Origin of the sequence: Aestuariibacter sp. A3R04 (assembly GCF_018860805.1) — a bacterium.
Taxonomy (GTDB): domain Bacteria; phylum Pseudomonadota; class Gammaproteobacteria; order Enterobacterales; family Alteromonadaceae; genus Alteromonas.
The window spans coordinates 1,106,677-1,124,810 of the sequence record NZ_JAHKQR010000011.1 but is presented as its reverse complement, the minus strand read 5'-3'; the positions used below and the strand labels follow the sequence as shown (position 1 = coordinate 1,124,810).

General features: G+C 46.2%; 18 protein-coding genes. 13 read left to right on the top strand and 5 right to left on the bottom strand.

Features of this window, described 5'->3' with window-relative positions:
* The first annotated feature begins 82 nt into the window (after positions 1–82).
* The 7 genes from KO518_RS14420 (at position 83) to KO518_RS14390 (ending at position 7,718) form a co-directional block, all read left to right on the top strand.
* On the top strand, positions 83–2,185 hold the full coding sequence (locus KO518_RS14420; protein ID WP_216026497.1) for a DNA internalization-related competence protein ComEC/Rec2: 2,103 nt from the start codon (positions 83–85) through the stop codon (positions 2,183–2,185).
* A 109-nt stretch (positions 2,186–2,294) separates the two neighbouring features.
* Positions 2,295–4,043, top strand: a complete 1,749-nt coding sequence (gene msbA, locus KO518_RS14415; RefSeq protein WP_216026496.1) for a lipid A export permease/ATP-binding protein MsbA — start codon at positions 2,295–2,297, stop codon at positions 4,041–4,043.
* Positions 4,044–4,045: 2 nt separating this feature from the next.
* Complete coding sequence (gene lpxK / locus KO518_RS14410) at positions 4,046–5,047, top strand: tetraacyldisaccharide 4'-kinase (protein WP_216026495.1); 1,002 nt, start codon at positions 4,046–4,048, stop codon at positions 5,045–5,047.
* A gap of 2 nt (positions 5,048–5,049) precedes the next feature.
* Positions 5,050–5,247, top strand: coding sequence for a Trm112 family protein (locus tag KO518_RS14405; RefSeq protein ID WP_216026494.1), 198 nt, complete (start codon positions 5,050–5,052; stop codon positions 5,245–5,247).
* Positions 5,244–6,002, top strand: a complete 759-nt coding sequence (gene kdsB, locus KO518_RS14400) for a 3-deoxy-manno-octulosonate cytidylyltransferase (RefSeq protein WP_216026493.1) — start codon at positions 5,244–5,246, stop codon at positions 6,000–6,002. Before KO518_RS14405 ends, kdsB begins: the two co-directional genes overlap by 4 nt.
* A gap of 31 nt (positions 6,003–6,033) precedes the next feature.
* Positions 6,034–6,693: an SDR family oxidoreductase gene (locus KO518_RS14395; RefSeq protein WP_216026492.1), complete on the top strand. Its 660-nt coding sequence runs from the start codon at positions 6,034–6,036 to the stop codon at positions 6,691–6,693.
* A 35-nt stretch (positions 6,694–6,728) separates the two neighbouring features.
* Positions 6,729–7,718, top strand: coding sequence for a kelch repeat-containing protein (locus KO518_RS14390; protein WP_216026491.1), 990 nt, complete (start codon positions 6,729–6,731; stop codon positions 7,716–7,718).
* Between the two features lie 45 nt (positions 7,719–7,763).
* Here the strand turns inward: KO518_RS14390 and rimO are convergent, their stop codons facing one another.
* Positions 7,764–9,197: a 30S ribosomal protein S12 methylthiotransferase RimO gene (rimO, locus tag KO518_RS14385; RefSeq protein ID WP_216026490.1), complete on the bottom strand. Its 1,434-nt coding sequence runs from the start codon at positions 9,195–9,197 to the stop codon at positions 7,764–7,766.
* Positions 9,198–9,402: 205 nt separating this feature from the next.
* On the opposite strand from rimO, the gene KO518_RS14380 reads away from it, so the two are divergent.
* Positions 9,403–9,825, top strand: a complete 423-nt coding sequence (locus KO518_RS14380; protein ID WP_252736128.1) for a GNAT family N-acetyltransferase — start codon at positions 9,403–9,405, stop codon at positions 9,823–9,825.
* Positions 9,825–10,346, top strand: a complete 522-nt coding sequence (locus tag KO518_RS14375; protein WP_216026489.1) for a DUF2919 family protein — start codon at positions 9,825–9,827, stop codon at positions 10,344–10,346. Before KO518_RS14380 ends, KO518_RS14375 begins: the two co-directional genes overlap by 1 nt.
* Here KO518_RS14375 and KO518_RS14370 read toward each other — a convergent pair.
* The gene (locus KO518_RS14370; protein WP_216026488.1) at positions 10,315–10,722 is read right to left on the bottom strand and encodes a hypothetical protein; all 408 of its coding nucleotides are present in this window, start codon (positions 10,720–10,722) and stop codon (positions 10,315–10,317) included. The genes KO518_RS14375 and KO518_RS14370 overlap by 32 nt on opposite strands.
* A gap of 63 nt (positions 10,723–10,785) precedes the next feature.
* The gene (gene tcdA, locus KO518_RS14365) at positions 10,786–11,568 is read right to left on the bottom strand and encodes a tRNA cyclic N6-threonylcarbamoyladenosine(37) synthase TcdA (RefSeq protein WP_216026487.1); all 783 of its coding nucleotides are present in this window, start codon (positions 11,566–11,568) and stop codon (positions 10,786–10,788) included.
* 477 nt (positions 11,569–12,045) lie between these two features.
* On the opposite strand from tcdA, the gene KO518_RS14360 reads away from it, so the two are divergent.
* Together KO518_RS14360 and KO518_RS14355 are read left to right on the top strand one after the other, a co-directional pair.
* Positions 12,046–13,461, top strand: a complete 1,416-nt coding sequence (locus tag KO518_RS14360; protein ID WP_216026486.1) for a mannose-1-phosphate guanylyltransferase/mannose-6-phosphate isomerase — start codon at positions 12,046–12,048, stop codon at positions 13,459–13,461.
* A gap of 1 nt (position 13,462) precedes the next feature.
* Positions 13,463–14,923, top strand: coding sequence for a phosphomannomutase CpsG (locus KO518_RS14355; RefSeq protein ID WP_216026485.1), 1,461 nt, complete (start codon positions 13,463–13,465; stop codon positions 14,921–14,923).
* Positions 14,924–14,997: 74 nt separating this feature from the next.
* On the opposite strand, the gene KO518_RS14350 is transcribed toward KO518_RS14355, so the two are convergent.
* A complete protein-coding gene (locus KO518_RS14350; RefSeq protein ID WP_216026484.1) occupies positions 14,998–15,420 on the bottom strand; it encodes a DUF3429 domain-containing protein in 423 nt (140 codons plus the stop codon).
* Between the two features lie 52 nt (positions 15,421–15,472).
* The gene (locus KO518_RS14345; RefSeq protein ID WP_216026483.1) at positions 15,473–16,753 is read right to left on the bottom strand and encodes a citrate synthase; all 1,281 of its coding nucleotides are present in this window, start codon (positions 16,751–16,753) and stop codon (positions 15,473–15,475) included.
* Between the two features lie 665 nt (positions 16,754–17,418).
* Between KO518_RS14345 and sdhC the strand changes: the two genes are divergently transcribed.
* A complete protein-coding gene (gene sdhC, locus KO518_RS14340) occupies positions 17,419–17,793 on the top strand; it encodes a succinate dehydrogenase, cytochrome b556 subunit (protein ID WP_216026482.1) in 375 nt (124 codons plus the stop codon).
* The gene (sdhD, locus tag KO518_RS14335; RefSeq protein WP_216026481.1) at positions 17,787–18,134 is read left to right on the top strand and encodes a succinate dehydrogenase, hydrophobic membrane anchor protein; all 348 of its coding nucleotides are present in this window, start codon (positions 17,787–17,789) and stop codon (positions 18,132–18,134) included. The genes sdhC and sdhD overlap by 7 nt, the downstream gene beginning before the upstream one ends.

Here is an 18,134-nt window from a genome sequence, read left to right as displayed (position 1 = left end):
TTTCTTCACACCTGATGACCAACTCGGGCTTTCCTTAAAAGGTTGGTGTTTTTTCAGTGGAATACTGGTTGGCATATTATGGATGGCAAGTTTAGGTCATTGGCACTTCGGTTGGCAACCACCGGAAGATAAAATTCAACAAGATGTCATAGTTACGGGGCGAGTAACGGAACTGCAACGCTATGATGATTACCAAATACTCAGTATTAATGTTGACACAATGAACAGCCAGCCCTTTTCCGGGGGGGTCGTTGCACGAGTGAACAATGCCTTTGGTCAATTTACAGTGCATCAACGGCTACGTCTGACACTTGTTGTTAAACCTGCCTCCAGTCTTGTTAATCCCGGTTATGACCGTCGTGCTGTGCTGGTGGCAAAGAAAACCTCACTTAGCGGTTATGTCCCGGCAGACGGTGGGGTGAAAGTATTGTCACCGGCCAGAACGTTGCACCACAAGTTATCTAGCATTTTACATAACGCCGGGTATTCTCGCTGGATGCAGGCGCTGTTTACCGGAAACAGAAATGGGTTAACCAGAGAAGACTGGACATTGTTACAACAGACTGGTACTGCTCACCTGTTCTCTATTTCTGGGTTACACGTGGCTATGGTGTCACTGTGGGCCGCTGTAGTAAGCGCACCAGTAATGGCGTTAATAATTGGGGTTTTGCCTGTAAACTACAACAAGGTAAACCTGTCAGTGACGGTTGCTGTTAGTGTGCTAGTTGCCACAACGCTGTACGCATCTGTTGCCAATTGGCAAATTCCGGTTTTTAGAGCCTGGCTTTGTATTGGCTTGCTTTATGTGTTGGTTATTTTCAAAAAATACTGGACGTGGTATCAGCGCTTTCTTGTTATGCTGGCATGCTGCATAGTTGTTTTTCCCCGATCGGTATATAGCAGCAGTTTGTATTTAAGTGCTGGGGCGGTAATGCTGATTTTGTTAATCCAATGGCGTTTCCCGTTACAGCGTGGCTTATGGTGGGTAAAGGCAATCGGTGTGATGCGCTTACAATGCTTACTTAGTTTGTTGCTCATCCCTTTTACAATTTTATTTTTCGAGCAGGCATCGTGGTTAACATTTCCGGTAAATTTGTTAGCGATTCCCTGGATCTCGGTTGTAGTGCCCATTGGCTTGGCAGGCATGGTTTTGGCGTACTGTGGGCAAAATGCGAACTTGTTTCTCGATATCGCTGATACGGGCCTTATGACGTTAATGTTATGGCTTGAGAACTGTCAGCGATTTATGGTGGTAACCCCGCTTCCGTCGTTGTCATCTACAAGCATTTTTTGTGCTCTGCTGATGCTGCTGTGCTGGTTGTGTCCTGCAGTACCATATCGTTTAGTGTGTTCGCTGATACTCGTTATCCCACTTTTTTCCCATCTGTTACCTCCAAGCGAGAATCGCTGGGTAGTACACGTGTTTGACGTAGGTCACGGTACGGCTACGGTCGTTACACGGGGAGGTCGCGGAGTGGTTATTGACACAGGGCCCTCCTATCTCTATGGCAATGCCTTCGAGCGTGTTGTGTGGCCATCATTGAAAAAAATTGGGGTACGTTACATTGATAAACTTATCATTACCCATGGTGATGATGACCACGCCGGAGGTGCGCAAACGGTGGCATCCATGTTGGTAAACAATAAAAGCAAAAACAATATCATCCGCAATACCAACGGATGTATGAAGGGGGAAACTTTTCACTGGCAAGGGTTGGAATTTGAATTTCTTTGGCCGGATAAACCTGATGTCGCAGACACGAATCACTATTCTTGTGTTGTGCGTGTTACTGATGGTCGACAAAGTGCTTTGTTTACTGGCGACATTGATACCAGTGCAGAATATGCGTTGCTTTATCATCGAGTACCGCTAAATAGCGATGTTTTAATCGTGCCACATCACGGAAGCCGCACCTCGTCTTCACCGGCTTTTATAGATGCAGTGGCACCCAGATATGCCGTATTCACCACCGGATATCGCCATCGATGGGCGTTGCCCCATTCGGAAGTAGAAAGTCGTTATTTACGTCGGGGTATTCAAACGATGCGTTCCGCAGTTCACGGTTATATCAGGTTTAGTTTTTCTCCGCATCAGTTGGAAGTTAGCGATTATGGCACCCGCGAAAAACGCAGGTGGTATGATCCCCGGGTTTTTGGCAAAGCCAATATTGTAGATAGTACTTGAAAGCGGGGGGGTTAACCCATAGCTTACTGAACATGATTCGGTAAGCCGGTGTGTTTTTACTGAATTCCAAGTACAATAGACGAGATCTGTAAATAAGTGACTTTTATACATGCAACAGTCTGACCCATCGGCCAGTAACCAGCGCCGTTTTTTTAGCTACCTTCGGCAATACAAGCTTGTCTTTTTTTTCGCCATATTGGGAATGATTGGCTATTCAGCCTTAGACACCTTTGTTATTTCCAATTTGAAGCCCCTGATTGACGACTCTCTGGGAAACGGCAATAGCGATTTTCTGCGCGTCGCTGCATTGGCCATTGTTCCGCTGTTTATTCTGCGAGGTATATTTAATTTTATGGGGACCTATTCACTTAATTGGATTGGTTCTCAAGTGGTAATGACTATGCGTCAGCAATTGTTCGACAAGTACATTCATTTACCTGTTACCTTTCACGATCAGCAAGCTGTCGGTGCACTTATCAGTAAAGTGACGTACGACACAGAGCAAGTGTCCAAAGCAGCCAGTAAAGCCTTGCTTACTCTGGTCAGGGAAGGGGCGTTTGTGATTGGGCTGCTTGTGGTCATGTTGTACCAGTCGTGGCAATTATCGCTGATTTTTCTCATTATTGGCCCCCTGGTTGCAATTATTGTCTCTTTTGTAAGTAAGCGTTTTAGAAAAGTCAGTCGCAACATTCAGCAGTCTATGGGCAGTGTCACTGCGGCGGTGGAGCAAGCTGTTAAGGGACATAAAGTCATTCTGATGTTCGGCGGTCAGGATTTTGAACGGACGCGCTTTGCAGAAAAAAACAACTTAAACCGACAACAAACCATGAAACTGGCAGTGACGCAAATACTCAGTGTGTCATCTATTCAGGTTATCGCGTCAGTCGCTCTAGCAGTGGTGCTGTTTATGGCGAGTTTACCGTCAGTCATGGAAAACCTTACTGCGGGAACATTCATTAGTGTGGTGTTTTATTTAGTTATGTTGTTAAAACCACTTAAACAACTGACCACGGTAAATAATGAATATCAAAGGGGCATGGCGGCCTGCAGCAGTATTTTTGAAGTGCTGGACGAAGAAATTGAAGTGAATACCGGTACGCGCAAAATACAACGGGCTACAGGGCATATTGCTTTTAATGATGTTACTTTTACGTACCCGGGCAAGGAAAAGCCAGCTCTGCACAATATATCTTTTGAGGCGAAGCCAGGTGAGACTATTGCATTAGTAGGTAAATCCGGCAGTGGCAAGTCAACGATTTCGTCATTGCTCACCCGTTTTTACCTTCCTCAACAGGGTGAAGTAACGTTGGACGGTATTAATATCAATGAGATTGAGCTTCGAGCGTTGCGCAAACAGTTTGCCACCGTTTCTCAGCACGTCACGCTGTTTAATGACACCATTGCGAATAACATAGCCTATGGTGTAACCGCGAAAATATCGCGTGATGAAATCATTGAGGCCGCGTCGATGGCTCACGTGATGGAATTCGTCGATCAGTTGGAAAATGGTCTGGATACTGTTATCGGTGAAAACGGCTTAATGCTCTCGGGTGGTCAGCGCCAACGCATCGCTATCGCCAGGGCCATTCTCGCCAAGGCACCTATTTTGATCCTCGATGAAGCGACATCTGCACTCGATACCGAGTCAGAAAAGCTCATTCAGGATGCCCTTGAAAATCTGCAGGCCTCTTGTACATCGTTGGTGGTGGCTCATCGGCTGTCAACAATCGAAAAGGCAGACCAAATTATCGTTGTGGATCAAGGGCGTATTCTCGAACAAGGGCGTCATGATGCGTTGCTTGCTAAGAAGGGCTATTACGCACAGCTTCATGCGCTTCAGTTTCCTGAACAGGTTTAGTCATGAGTTTGCACAACCTTTGGTATAAGCGCAATCTCCTCGCTTTTTTGCTATGGCCATTGGCGTTGTTGTTTGCTCTCATCAGCGCTGGACGAAGATGGGGCTTTCGCTGCGGTGCACTCAAGACATCGAAACCTGAGGCTGTGGTTATTGTCGTGGGCAATATTTCGGTAGGCGGAAACGGTAAAACACCGGTAGTTATTGCTATTGTCGACTATTTAAAACAAAAAGGGCTGGCGGTAGGTGTTCTGAGTCGTGGTTATGGTGGTAGTCAGCAACATTTTCCCCACCAGGTTAACAGTGAAGACACTGCAGCAGAAGTGGGAGATGAACCGTTTCTCATTGCAAATCGCACGGCTGTGCCCGTGGTCATTGATCCAAAACGGGTACGTGGGGCGAGTTATTTGGCTGACTGTCTCGGGTGTCAGATTATAGTTTGTGATGATGGGCTGCAACACTATGCATTGCGGCGGGATGTCGAACTGGTGGTTATGGATGGTCGCGGTCTGGGCAATGGGCACTTACTTCCCATGGGGCCTTTGCGGGAAGGAAGCTGGCGGCTGCACAAGGTGGATGGCATTGTTACCAATGGTGATGTTACATTTACCTCGTTAACTCGTGCGCCACTGAAGACACCACAATTTCCGATGACACTAGCGGGGGATGTATTGGTCAACGTACAGGACTGCCGCGAAACTCAGCCTGTCTCAAGCATAAATAAAGCCGTCACTGCCATTGCCGGCATTGGTCACCCCCGACGTTTTTTTCAGGCACTAACCCGTATGGGCTTGACACTGAGCAATACCCATAGCTTTGATGATCACCATCGTTTTACCGAGGAGGACATTCCTTCCGGAATGGTGGTTATGACGGAAAAAGACGCCGTAAAGGTTAAGCCATTTGCTCACTCAGATTGCTGGTATCTGCCGGTTTCTGCTGCGCTACCTCAGCGCTTTTACGATTTGATTGACGCGGCGTGCAGCGACGCCCCTGATAAGGAATGACAATGAGTTTAGATGTGAAATTACTGGACGTACTGGCTTGTCCTGTATGTAAAGGAAAACTGACGGTATCAAGAGACAAATCACAATTGTTGTGCCGGTTCGACCGTTTGAGCTTTGCCGTTGAAGCCGGTATTCCTGTGTTAATTGAAGCCCATGCGAAACAGCTTACCTTAGATGAAATGGATGAGTTGCAGCGATGAGATTCACGGTAATTATCCCAGCCAGGTATGGTTCGTCACGCTTTCCCGGTAAACCCTTAGCGGATATTCAGGGTAAACCCATGATCCAGCACACGGTTGAACGCGCTATGGAAGCCGGTGCGGACAATATTATTGTCGCCACCGATGACGATCGCATCGCCAGAGTGGCCACTGCGTTTAGCCGCGTAGTCATGACCAGTGATAAGCACGAATCCGGTACAGAGCGATTGTCTGAAGTTATCCAACGTTGCGAACTGAGTGACGACACATTAGTGGTAAATGTGCAGGGCGATGAACCCTTCGTACCGGCGAACAACATTCGTCAAGTGGCGCAAAATTTAGCAGCCAGAGAGGATGTTGCTATTGCCACTTTGGCAACACCGGTTACTTCGTCCGATGACGTACTAAACCCGAATATTGTCAAGGTAGTGAGAAATGCGCGTAAAGAAGCCTTGTATTTCTCCCGGTCTCCAGTGCCGTTTGAACGGGCAACCATGATGAAAAATCCCGAACACGCTGATCCTAGTTTGTTCCTGCGACATATTGGACTATATGCGTACAACGCGGGGTATGTTACACAATACGTTGCTTATGCTCCCACGGTATTAGAGCGTACAGAGTCGTTAGAGCAATTGCGTGCTCTGTGGTACGGTGACAAAATTCACGTCGATATTGCATCGTCACCACCTCCTGCAGGCGTCGATACGCCCGATGACTTAGCGCGTCTAATAGCGTCGATGCACGTAAATGTATAGTCAACAGCTATTTTTTTAACGGAGGCGATGGATGAATATTGTAGTTACGGGTGGAAATCGCGGTATTGGACTGGCTTTGGTAAAACGCCTTTGTGAGCGAGGAGACAATGTGTATGTGGCGTGTCGCAATAGTGCTGATGAATTGAACGATACGCCAGCAACTGTGATTACCGGTGTGGATGTTTCAAACCCTGACTCGCTTGCTAGTGCCCTTGCGCCTTTGGCGGAAGTAAGAATTGACTGGTTGATTAACAACGCAGGTGTCTTGGGCCAGGAAAGCATTCAGGATTGGGATCCAGCTACCATTGATTATCAGTTCCGCGTGAATGCTCTAGGCCCTTTACTCGTCACTCAGATATTATTGCCTAACATGCAGACAGGCGGAAAGATTGGATTGATAACTAGCAGAATGGGCTCTATGACAGATAATACGTCGGGCGGTTACTATGGCTATCGCATGTCCAAGGCGGCCCTAAACGCCGCTGGTGTTTCTCTCGCTAATGACCTGAAAAATAGAAATATTTTTGTTGCATTATTGCATCCCGGTTTTGTGAAAACTGAAATGGTAAACAACGCAGGTGATGTGGAACCCGACGAGGCCGCTGAAGGCATAATTAAACAATTAGATAAACTCGGCCCGGATACTTCCGGGGGTTTCTACCATGCCAATGGATCAGTCCTGCCGTGGTAAGATCGCTATTACTGTGCATGTGGGCGATTTTCTTCGTGACAGGTTGTGATGCCGAGCGTACGACTTTTAGTGGTGATAAAACATATTACTGGAGTGCAGGTCCGGCATTGCCGGAGCCAGTCCAGGAGATTTACCCAGCAGTTTACGGCGATGCTATATACGTGGTTGGAGGTTTACGGGAAACAGCCCAGGGGTTTACCGTGTCTGATCGGGTATATCGGCTCACTTCACAAAGCGATGAATGGGAGCGGCTTTCTGACTTTCCTGTACCAGTGCATCACGCTATGCTTGTGTCAGCAGAGGGAACGCTTTGGGCATTTGGTGGGTTTACGGGGTCAATTGACGGGCAGTGGAATAATTCGTCGACCGTGTACGCCTACGATCAGAATGCCGACCGTTGGACTAAAGTAGGCTCCATGCCTGTCAAATTGTCAGAGAGTATTTCTGCTGTTATTAACGGCAATGTACATCTGGCAGGCGGCAGAACGACTGATGCCGATAATTATGCCTGGCAGCATCATCTAGACTCGGGTTGGCACGGTGTTTATGATGCAGAAGGCGGCGTGTGGAAAAGTGCAGCAGCGTTACCAACTCCCCGCAACAGTGCTTGTAGTGTGGTTGTTAAGGGGAAATGGCACGTTATTGGCGGACGGGATGTGGAGAATGGCAATACCGGTGCGCACGAGGTGTTTGACCCGGAAACCGACACCTGGCAAGTGGCGAAACCTATGCCCGAAGCACAAGCGGGAATAGGGTGTGTGGTATACCACAATAACATTTACGTGTTTGGCGGCGAGTTTTTTGACAGTGCTCGAGGTGGCGTGTATTACAAGGTGTGGCGCTATGAGATAAACCGCGAGCGATGGCAGGATGTATCTGTGATGCCAGTACCACGTCACGGGCTGGGTGTTGTCACTATGGATGATGCCATTTGGCTTATCGGTGGGGCATCGAAAGCAGGGGCTAAGGAAACCCGTAATACGGTGAGCTTATTTCGTCAGGCCGAACAGCCCGCACGACAGTAAAAAAAGGCTAAAGCGTCGTTGCACCAGTAGCCTTTTTTATCCCGGTCAGGTCGTTTCGTTTTCCTCTGGTTCATCGTCAGCGTGAACGACACCCCATACATCATGTTCGTCTGCATGAATAATTTCAGCCCAAACCCGATCGCCGGGTTTAACATCATAGACACCATTGAGGTGAACGACGCCATCAACTTCCGGTGCATCTGCGTAGGTGCGGCCTACCGCGCCTTCGCTGTCGATACTGTCGATTACAACCAGATACTCTTTGCCAATTCTATTTTTGAGTCGTTGAGCACTAATTTCGCTTTGTACCGCCATAAATCGGGTAAGTCGGTTTTGTTTTACCGCTTCAGGAACGGGGTCGGGTAAGTCGTTTGCTTTTGCGCCTTCAACAGGGCTGTAAGCAAAACAGCCAACGCGATCAAGTTGTGCTTCGCGAATAAACGTCAGCAGCTCTTCAAACTCGTCTTCTGTTTCTCCGGGAAAGCCAACAATAAAAGTAGAGCGAATAATGAGTTCGGGGCAAGCTTTACGCCATGCTTTCACGCGCTCAATTACTCGTTCTGCACTACCTGGGCGTTTCATCAGTTTTAATATGCGTTTGCTGGCATGTTGGAACGGAATATCGAGGTACGGCAATAGTCTGCCTTCATTCATCAGCGGTATGAGATTGTCAACATGGGGGTAGGGATAGACGTAGTGTAACCGCACCCACATATCCATTTCACCCAGCTTCTCACATAATTGCTGCATGTGTGCCTTTACCGGCATCCCGTTCCAGAACCCTGTCCGGTGTTTTATGTCCACACCGTACGCACTGGTATCCTGAGAGATGACTAACAGTTCCTTGACGCCCGCCGCCTGCAGTCGCTTTGCTTCATCCAGAATTTCGCCCACCGGGCGACTGACCAAATCGCCACGCATAGAGGGAATGATGCAGAAAGTACAACGGTGATTACAGCCTTCGGATATTTTTAAATATGCGTAGTGGCGGGGAGTTAATTTTACCCCGTGATCCGGCACTAAATGCTCAAAAGGGTTGTATACCGGTTTTGGAAGGTGGTTGTGAACTTGTTCCACTACGGTTTCGTAAGCATGAGGCCCGGTGATTGCCAGTACGTTGGGATGTACTTCACGTATATCGTCTTCTTTAATACCCAGGCAACCCGTCACGATTACTTTGCCGTTTTCTGCTAGGGCTTCGCCAATGGTGTCGAGGGATTCCTCAACGGCGGAGTCAATAAATCCACAGGTATTTACAATAACCAAGTCCGCATCGTCATAAGTAGGAACAACATCATAACCTTCTGTGCGCAATTGAGTTAAAATACGTTCCGAGTCAACCAGGTTTTTTGGGCAGCCTAAACTGACGAAGCCAATACGGTTTCCAGTAGAAGGCGCATGGTTACGATTATCGTTGAGAGTTTTGACCGGCGTTTCCAGTGTTGTCGTCTGTTTCGGAGTAAAGGTCTTTACCGTCATAGCAATAGGCCGATTATCTGTTTAAAAAAATGGACGCGGATTATACAGTAACTCCACGCACAGCGCAGCAGTAAGTTCCGGTTTTTTGCTTGCTTTAACCAGGTGCATTGGTCGTCTGCCACAATATGGGTTGAAATTATTACTGCGTGAATGCAATAGTAGGCGCCGTCAAGAACGCATACTTGGAAATAATAAGGGACAGAATATGAATTTGTATATAGTAGGCGACACGGGGTTGCCAGTGGAATCTATTTTACCAGTCATCGCAGAATTACGAACAGAGATGTCCGGAGTTTCGCTGGCTGCACAAATTCGTCGTCAGATGGCTTCCGGGTACGAAATGATTGCTGCGCTGGATGATGGTCAGGCGGTGGCTGTTTGCGGATTTACTACCGGGGAAAAGCTGGCTTGGGGGAAACATATTTACATTGATGATTTAGTGACTGTTTCGCATTATCAGGGGCAGGGAGCGGGAAAGTTGCTGCTGGATACGGTGATAGATTTGGCAAAAGAAAGGGGGTGTCAGTCGGTACATCTGGATTCTGGTGTGCAGCGGTTTGACGCGCACCGCTTCTACTTAAGAAATGGGTTCTTTATATCGAGCCATCATTTTGCTTTGACGTTGTAATGGTCAAATTGCTACTCCCCCTTCATTGCTATGATGAGGCAGGCCGAATAAAACCGCCAAGGTGGCTATTGGTATTATTGGTGTTGTTGTGTAGTGATTGGATTATCCTGATTTTTTCTTTGGCGAGCATGGGGCAAACCTCTCAATTGCTGGGTATATTGTATCCGGATAAAAGTCAATTTGGGTTGCGTCTGGTCGCGACCATTCCCTTGCTGTTAGCAGTGTTAATGCTCTCAAACAGAGAGCGGTTTTGGAAGCGTCATTGGTATAGCTGGCGATTTTTGTGTTGTGGGTGTATTCTGACAGGCATAGCGCTTAGCGCAATAATTCAGATTGTGGCGCTAGAACACGACGATTGGGCGTTTCATTTCACACCGGGGTGCTTTCTGTTGCTCAATCTCTTGACCATCGTATGCATTTTCAACAGTCGCCATTTGCGTCTCATGCTCAATGACTGGCGGCGACCTACCGACGCCAGTGATGGAGTTGCTACTGCTGACGTTGCTTCAAAGCCTGATTAAAATATTCGGCAACGCTGATATTGCTGTCATTAACCAGCCTTTCATAGCAGATCCCCGCAAACGCATATGAACGCTCGCCCACATCCAGGACCACGAAAGGTGCATCTGGGTTAGATTCATCATATCGCCACTGGCCTCCAGCAATATTGCGATAACACTCGCCAATGTATGCACCGTAAACATTACAGATCGTAAATACGGCAGAATCTTCCAACGCACTGTCGTGGTACTTATCCAAAAACGACAGAAGTATATCGTCGATTAATGGAACGCTGTTGGCTTCTCCATTTAACTCAATATTGAACTCTTCCTGTGCAGTCTTGATAGCGTCGGCCGCACATTCTGTCATCAGTGTAGCCAATTCAGATTGTTGCATGCATTTCTCCTTTTCGGGGTATTGTGCGCGTTATTCATCGCCGTGTCTATGTGGGTCCGCTATTTAAGTGGGTCTCGACGTGATACGATTGATAACACCCGCAGCGGCATACATGCCAAAGGTTGCGGTTACGGTAACGACTGCCCCAAAGCCGCCTGCACAGTCAAGCCGTGTACCGCCTTCAAGGGCCGATTTATTAAAGCTTACGCTGCCATTGGGCTGAGGGTAGCGAAGTTGTTCTGTTGAATACACACATTCCACACCAAAGCGGCGTTTGGGATTCTTACTAAATCCGTAAAATCGTCGTAAATCACTGCGTACTTTTGCCGCCAGAGGATCTTGAATCGTTTTGGCTAGATCGCCTTTTTTGATACATGTTGGATCAATTTGTCCGCCTGCACCACCCAACGTAATTACGTGTATTTTATTGCGTTTACAATGGGCAATAATCGCTGCTTTTGCCTTTACACTGTCAGTTGCTTCAATGACGCTGTGCATGTCAGTGGTAAGTAGATCCCGCACATTGTCTGAAGTAATAAAATCTTCAATAGCATTGACTTTACACTCGGGATTGATCAAGTTGATGCGTTCTGCCAGTACTGCTACTTTTGGTTTGCCTACAGTGTTGTCTAAGGCGTGAATTTGTCGGTTGATATTGGTGGTACACACATCATCCAAATCAATAAGCGTAATGTTACCTACTCCCGAGCGAGCAAGTGCTTCTGCGCTCCAGGAGCCCACGCCGCCGACACCGATTACGCAAACGTGACTGTTGGCAAGAACCGCTAAACCGGCTTCGCCGTAAAGGCGTTCAATTCCCCCAAAACGTTGCTTTTTATTCGTCATGCTCTGTCGTTTACCTCATATACTCTGGGGCTATGGCTAGAAATCGTTTATTCTACCCCATTCGATACAGACTTGTAGTGCAGGGCAGACGATTTTATTCACATATCTTTCTTTTAATCATCAAACTGATACACGTTAATGTACATTTCTTTGTCACTGCGGAAAGCTGTTTTGACCATGAAGGAGGACACACGAATATGGGTATTGGTATGGTGACTGGCAGACTAATATTGCCATGATAAACCCAACGCAACTTGTTCCCGTGGATTCAGCGCAGGATTAAGACAGTCCTCACAAAAGAAAACAGGTGTTGCTTGGGTTTCATTTTCACACGCGCTTTACTTCTTTGTTTTATTTTGATGAAAACAGTGCTCAATTGCTTTATTTATCACTTTTGCGATTGAACCTGTAACCCGGCTTTTATACTATTGAAAGAAGTAGGGATAAATAAACGTCACCACACAAACAGGAATGTAAATGAAACCAGTTATTTTAGCAGGTGGTTCTGGAAGTCGGCTGTGGCCAAAGTCCAGAGCTGCACTTCCAAAACAGTTTCTCGCTCTCACTTCTGAGCAAACCATGTTGCAGGAAACTGTGGCCCGGCTAAAAGGGACTGATTCAGAAGGGCCCATATTCATCTGTAACGATGCACACCGTTTCTTGGTGGCAGAGCAATTGCGTGTACAACATATTAATCACGACGGTATTTTACTTGAGCCTGTAGGGCGGAACACAGCTCCGGCGATTGCTTTGGCTGCATTGCATGCGACAAAAAATGGCGAAGATCCCGTCTTACTGGTTCTGGCTGCAGACCACCTCATCAAGGATACAGTCTCGTTCCATCAAGCAATTGAGAAGGCTGAGGTACTGGCTAGATCCGGTGCATTGGTGACCTTCGGGATTGTTCCTGACCAACCGCACACCGGGTACGGATATATTAAGGCGGGAGAAACCAAAGGAGACGGTTTTGACGTCGCGGAGTTTGTAGAAAAGCCCGATTACACCACCGCGGAAGGGTATGTTGCTTCAGGAAAATATTTCTGGAATAGCGGTATGTTCATGTTTAGAGCGAGTCGTTATCTTGAAGAGTTGGAAAAATTCAATCCAGAGATTTTGTCAGTGTGCCGTAGTGCAATTGAAACGGAATCTAATGATTTGGATTTTATTCGTGTTGATGCTGACATATTTGCGACTTGCCCGAATGATTCCATTGACTACGCGGTAATGGAAAAGACTCAGAATGCCGCAATGGTGCCTCTTGACGCCGGTTGGTCAGATGTTGGAAGCTGGTCATCTCTTTGGGAAACAGCAGAGAAAGATACACGTGGCAATGTGATCATTGGCGATGCTATTCTGGAAGGTGTTAACAACAGTTATGTCAATGCCGAAGAGCGATTGATATCGGTGATCGGTTTAGACAATGTTGTTGTGGTGGAAACCAAAGATGCAATTATGGTTGCTCACAAAGACAAAGTGCAAGATATCAAAAATGTCGTAAACCGGCTTAAAGCTGAAAAACGTCCAGAGTTTGAATACCATCGAGAAGTTTTCCGCCCTTGGGGCAGCTACGATGCGATTGATTCGGGTCATCGTTTTCAGGTTAAGCGCATAAAAGTAAAACCTGGTGAGCAGTTGTCGGTTCAAATGCACCACCATCGCGCAGAGCACTGGGTTGTGGTTGCAGGTACGGCTAAAGTGACCATTGGAACAGACACGTTACTGGTTACTGAAAACGAATCAACTTACATACCAATCGGCCAAGTTCACTCACTGGAGAATCCGGGAAAAATTCCCCTTGAACTCATTGAAGTGCAATCAGGTACGTATTTAGGTGAAGACGACATTGTCCGTTTTTCAGATCGCTACGGAAGAACTAAGAGCGCAGATAAATAATATGACACAACCGATTACTTGTTTTAAAGCGTATGACATTCGCGGTGAATTGAACAGCCAGTTATCTGAATCTGTGGCCTATCGTATTGGGCGAGCGTTTGCCCAAGAACTTGCGGCAAAAACAGTGGTAGTGGGTGGTGATGTTCGTTTAACATCTGCCCCTTTAAAACTGGCGTTGAGTGCGGGGTTAATTGACGGTGGAGCTAAGGTCATAGATTTGGGTATGACCGGCACCGAAGAAATTTATTTTGCTACCAAGCACTTGGGCGTAGATGGTGGGATAGAGGTAACAGCCAGTCACAACCCGATCAACTACAATGGCATGAAGCTGGTAAAAGCGGGCTCAGTACCCATAAGTGGTGATACAGGATTAAATGCAATAAAAGTCGCTGCAGAAGCTTTGCCTGAAAATGAAGTTTCGGCTCGTCTGGCGTTTTATTGTGAAGGTGCAAGTATTGAAGATGAGGCGTTTTTCAACGGACACGCACATGTGTCTGAATTGGTTTTGAAAGCGTCTGAACGGTATGTTAAAAAAGATTGTCTTGCCGACTATGTCGAACACATTGTTTCATACATTGATCTGGCAAAGCTAAAGCCCATGAAGCTGGTGGTAAATGCCGGAAATGGCGCAGCCGGGAAAGTCCTTGATGCTATCGAGAAACTGTTTGTCGAGCGCGGTGTGCCGGTGGAATTCGTTAAGATAAACCATCATCCGGATGGCACTTTTCCCAATGGCATACCGAACCCGTTGTTGCCCGAAAATCGCGCCGATACAGCTAATGCAGTGGTAGAAAATGGCGCTGATTTCGGTATTGCGTGGGATGGGGATTTCGACCGTTGCTTCTTGTTTGACGCTAATGGTGAGTTCATTGAAGGGTACTACATTGTTGGTCTGCTGGCGCAGGCTTTTATTGAGAAAGAAGCAAAAGCTAAGATTATCTACGATCCACGTGTGTACTGGAATACAGAAGATATTGTTGCTCGGGCGGATGGCATTCCAGTAAAGAGCAAAACGGGTCATGCATTTATTAAAGAGCGTATGCGAAAAGAAGACGCTGTTTACGGTGGTGAAATGAGTGCTCATCATTATTTCCGTGATTTTGCTTATTGTGATTCTGGGATGATCCCTTGGTTATTGGTCGCAGAACTGCTTTGTGTTCAAGGGAAGTCTCTGGCAGAAATGGTACATGCCCGCATTCAGGCGTTTCCTTCTTCAGGGGAAATAAACAGCCTGTTGAAAGATGCTGACGCGGCTCTGGCGAGAATTCAGGCGAACTATGAGTCTCAGGCAAAGGTAATAGACGATACCGACGGTATTGGCTATGAATTTGATAACTGGCGATTTAATCTTAGAAAATCGAATACAGAACCAGTTATTCGCCTCAATGTGGAGTCGAGAGGCGATATCGCGTTGATGGAAGCTAAAACTGAAGAGTTACTCAGTATTATACGTGCCGAATAGCGGTGAATAAGTTATGTGAGCTAAACAAAACCCCGTCAATAAAACGGGGTTTTCTATTGCATAATAAAGTGCGGTTAATCCAACAGAAATATTAGCCAAGCGTGACACAACACGACAATAGTAGTAAGTCCCATCCTGAGCGTGATGTATGAGACAATCGCTTCTTTGGATAGCACCAGGCTTTTTTTGTCGTATACCAACACGGCAAGGTAGCTTAGAGATAGCACGCCCAGTACTCTGTAATCGCCAGAGAATACCAGACAAAGCCAGCCCACTATTGTGGGTAACATAGCAATGTAAATCTGTTTGTCGAATGCGTTTTTTTGTAAAGCGTCCCACCAGTAGATCCCACCAAAAAATGACAGTAAGACCGCAGAGTATTGAATGAAATAGCGGGCACTTTCTCCGATAGAAAGCAAACCTAGTGATGCCAGCAAAGGCAGTGCGAAAAACGGAAATAATCCGAAAACACCGAGTAGAACGACAGAGTAGGGCATGATGATCTCCAAAAAAATAGCGCCCTGAGGCGCTATTTTATGATGTTTCAGGTTATTTTTCGAGTGGTGAAAATTTTCTCTTATTATACCCTGTATACATTTGACGTGGACGGCCGATCTTCTGTTTTGGATCACTCATCATTTCATGCCAGTGAGAAATCCAGCCCACAGTGCGGGATAAGGCAAAGATACAGGTAAACATATTTGTGGGAATACCAATTGCCTTAAGAATGATGCCAGAGTAGAAGTCAACGTTTGGAAATAGTTTCTTCTCTGCAAAGTAGGGGTCATTCAGAGCAATTTTTTCGAGTTCCATTGCGACATCAAGTAATGGATCCTGAACGTTTAGCTCTGCAAGTACTTCGTGGCAACTTTCTCGCATAACGGTTGCTCGTGGGTCATAGTTTTTGTAAACACGGTGACCGAAACCCATCAGTCGGAATGGATCGCTTTTGTCTTTAGCACGCTCAATGAATTCGGGAATGCGATCGACACTGCCGATTTCTTCAAGCATGTTAAGACACGCTTCATTAGCGCCGCCGTGAGCAGGCCCCCATAGCGATGCGACACCTGCAGCTATGCAAGCATAGGGGTTCGCCCCTGAAGAACCAGCCAATCTTACGGTAGACGTAGAGGCGTTTTGTTCGTGATCTGCGTGCAACGTGAAGATACGATCCATCGCCCGCTCAACCGCCGGACTGATTTTGTAATTTTCTGCAGGAACAGAGAACATCATATTTAAGAAGTTACCCGCGTAACTCAAATCGTTACGGGGATATACAAACGGTTGACCAACGTTGTATTTATAGCACATAGCAACCAGTGTAGGCATCTTCGCAATTAAGCGATGTGCACTGCGCTTACGCGCTTCAGGATCAGTAACATCCAAATCGCTGTGGTAGAAGGATGACATTGCACCAACAGTACCACACAACATTGCCATTGGGTGAGCATCGTTGCGGAAACCGTGGAAGAACATGTTGATCTGTTCGTGAACCATTGTGTGACGAGTAATAGTCGCGCTAAACTCTTTATATTCGTCTTTGTTAGGTGCTTCACCGTTGAGAAGCATGTAACAAACTTCTAGGTAGGAGGCGTCGCGTGCAAGCTCTTCTATTGGGTAACCGCGATGTAACAAAACACCTTTTGTGCCGTCGATATAGGTAATGGCTGACTCACAAGAACCCGTAGCCATAAAACCTGGGTCGAAAGTAAAATAGCCGTGAGCTCCTAATGAACGTACATCAATTACATCTTGACCCTCGGTTCCGGATAAAATCGGTAGTTCGATTTCTTTGTCTCCGGCTTTCAGAATGGCCTTCTGATCTGCCATAAATGCTCTCCTCAGAATGTTTCTTTGGCAACATGCCCAACGTAGAAACGTCTTCGATGTTAGAAAAAAGTGGCGTAGTTTTACTTTAAAATGCAGTGAAAAGTCAATTTAATTGCAAAATTGTATAATTCTTATTCCAACATATTAAAAAGATAATTCAATACCTATTACAACTACTCCAGTGTGATATTTAAAACGCAAATAGTCTATTACAACTATTGTTAGTTAACTTTAATAAAATTTATAGACTAGAAAATCGTACTTAAATCAGGATATAAACCACGTATTACAATCGTTTCATCTGCCTTTCGAAAAAAGCGGTGTTGGTGTAATATCAGTGGTGTGTAGTGTTCTGCGCAGTTCAGTGTAGCAAAGCCGCGGGCGCATTTTGTATTCTGGGTATTACTATGTGAAACAATGTTGAAAAGGTATACGACTAAAGTCTTAATACAGTACAAAAAATTGTAATTGTACAATGCGCTGGATATACTCAGTGCGCTTAATAAAACTCGATGATACTCTTGTAAATTAGGCGTTAAATTACTTCACAAATTGTTAACAACTCAGTGGATGAGGCTATTAACAGGTAAAACAACTGAATTACTATGTCAGGACATAAAAACAACAAGTAATTCTAATCCCTACGGATCAAACAGGCATTAATTGTGAAAAAGCAAAGACCAGTAAATTTAGACCTCCAAACTATTAAATTTCCCCCTTCTGCTGTTTCTTCAATTCTCCATCGCGTAACCGGCGTCGCCATGTTTTTTGCACTTCTTTTCGTGATATGGGCGTGGGCAGTTTCTGTCTCTTCAGCTCAGGGTTTCGCAGATGTGCAGGTAATCATGGATGGAGTAATTGGAAAGTTGGTTGCCCTTGGCACCGCTTCAGCACTGACTTATCACATTCTAGGCGGCATTCGCCATGTAATTATGGACATGGGTCATTGGGAAGAACTTGAGTCTGGCAATAACAGTGCAAAAGCTATCATCGCATTGTGGGTTGTGCTGACTATCGTTATTGGAGTCGCGTTATGGTAACAAATCAAGCGAGTATAAAACGCAATGGCGTACAAGACTTTGTCACGCTGCGCACCACAGCAGCTGTAATCACAGCATTTTCTTTTTTCATGGCATGGTTTTTTATAACAACTGATGAGCTTACATTTGTCGTATGGCGCGGGTTGTTTGCTGGTCTTGGCATGAAAGTTTTCACCTTTGCTACTTTGGTATCCATCATGTTTCATGTGCGTGTGGGATTATGGCAAGTACTGACAGACTACGTTAAATCAGCGGGTCTGCGTTCAGTTATTCAGTTTGTGCTGAACATAACTGCGTTCGTTTACGTTGCCGTTGGTCTGTTTGTTTTGTGGAGTATTTGA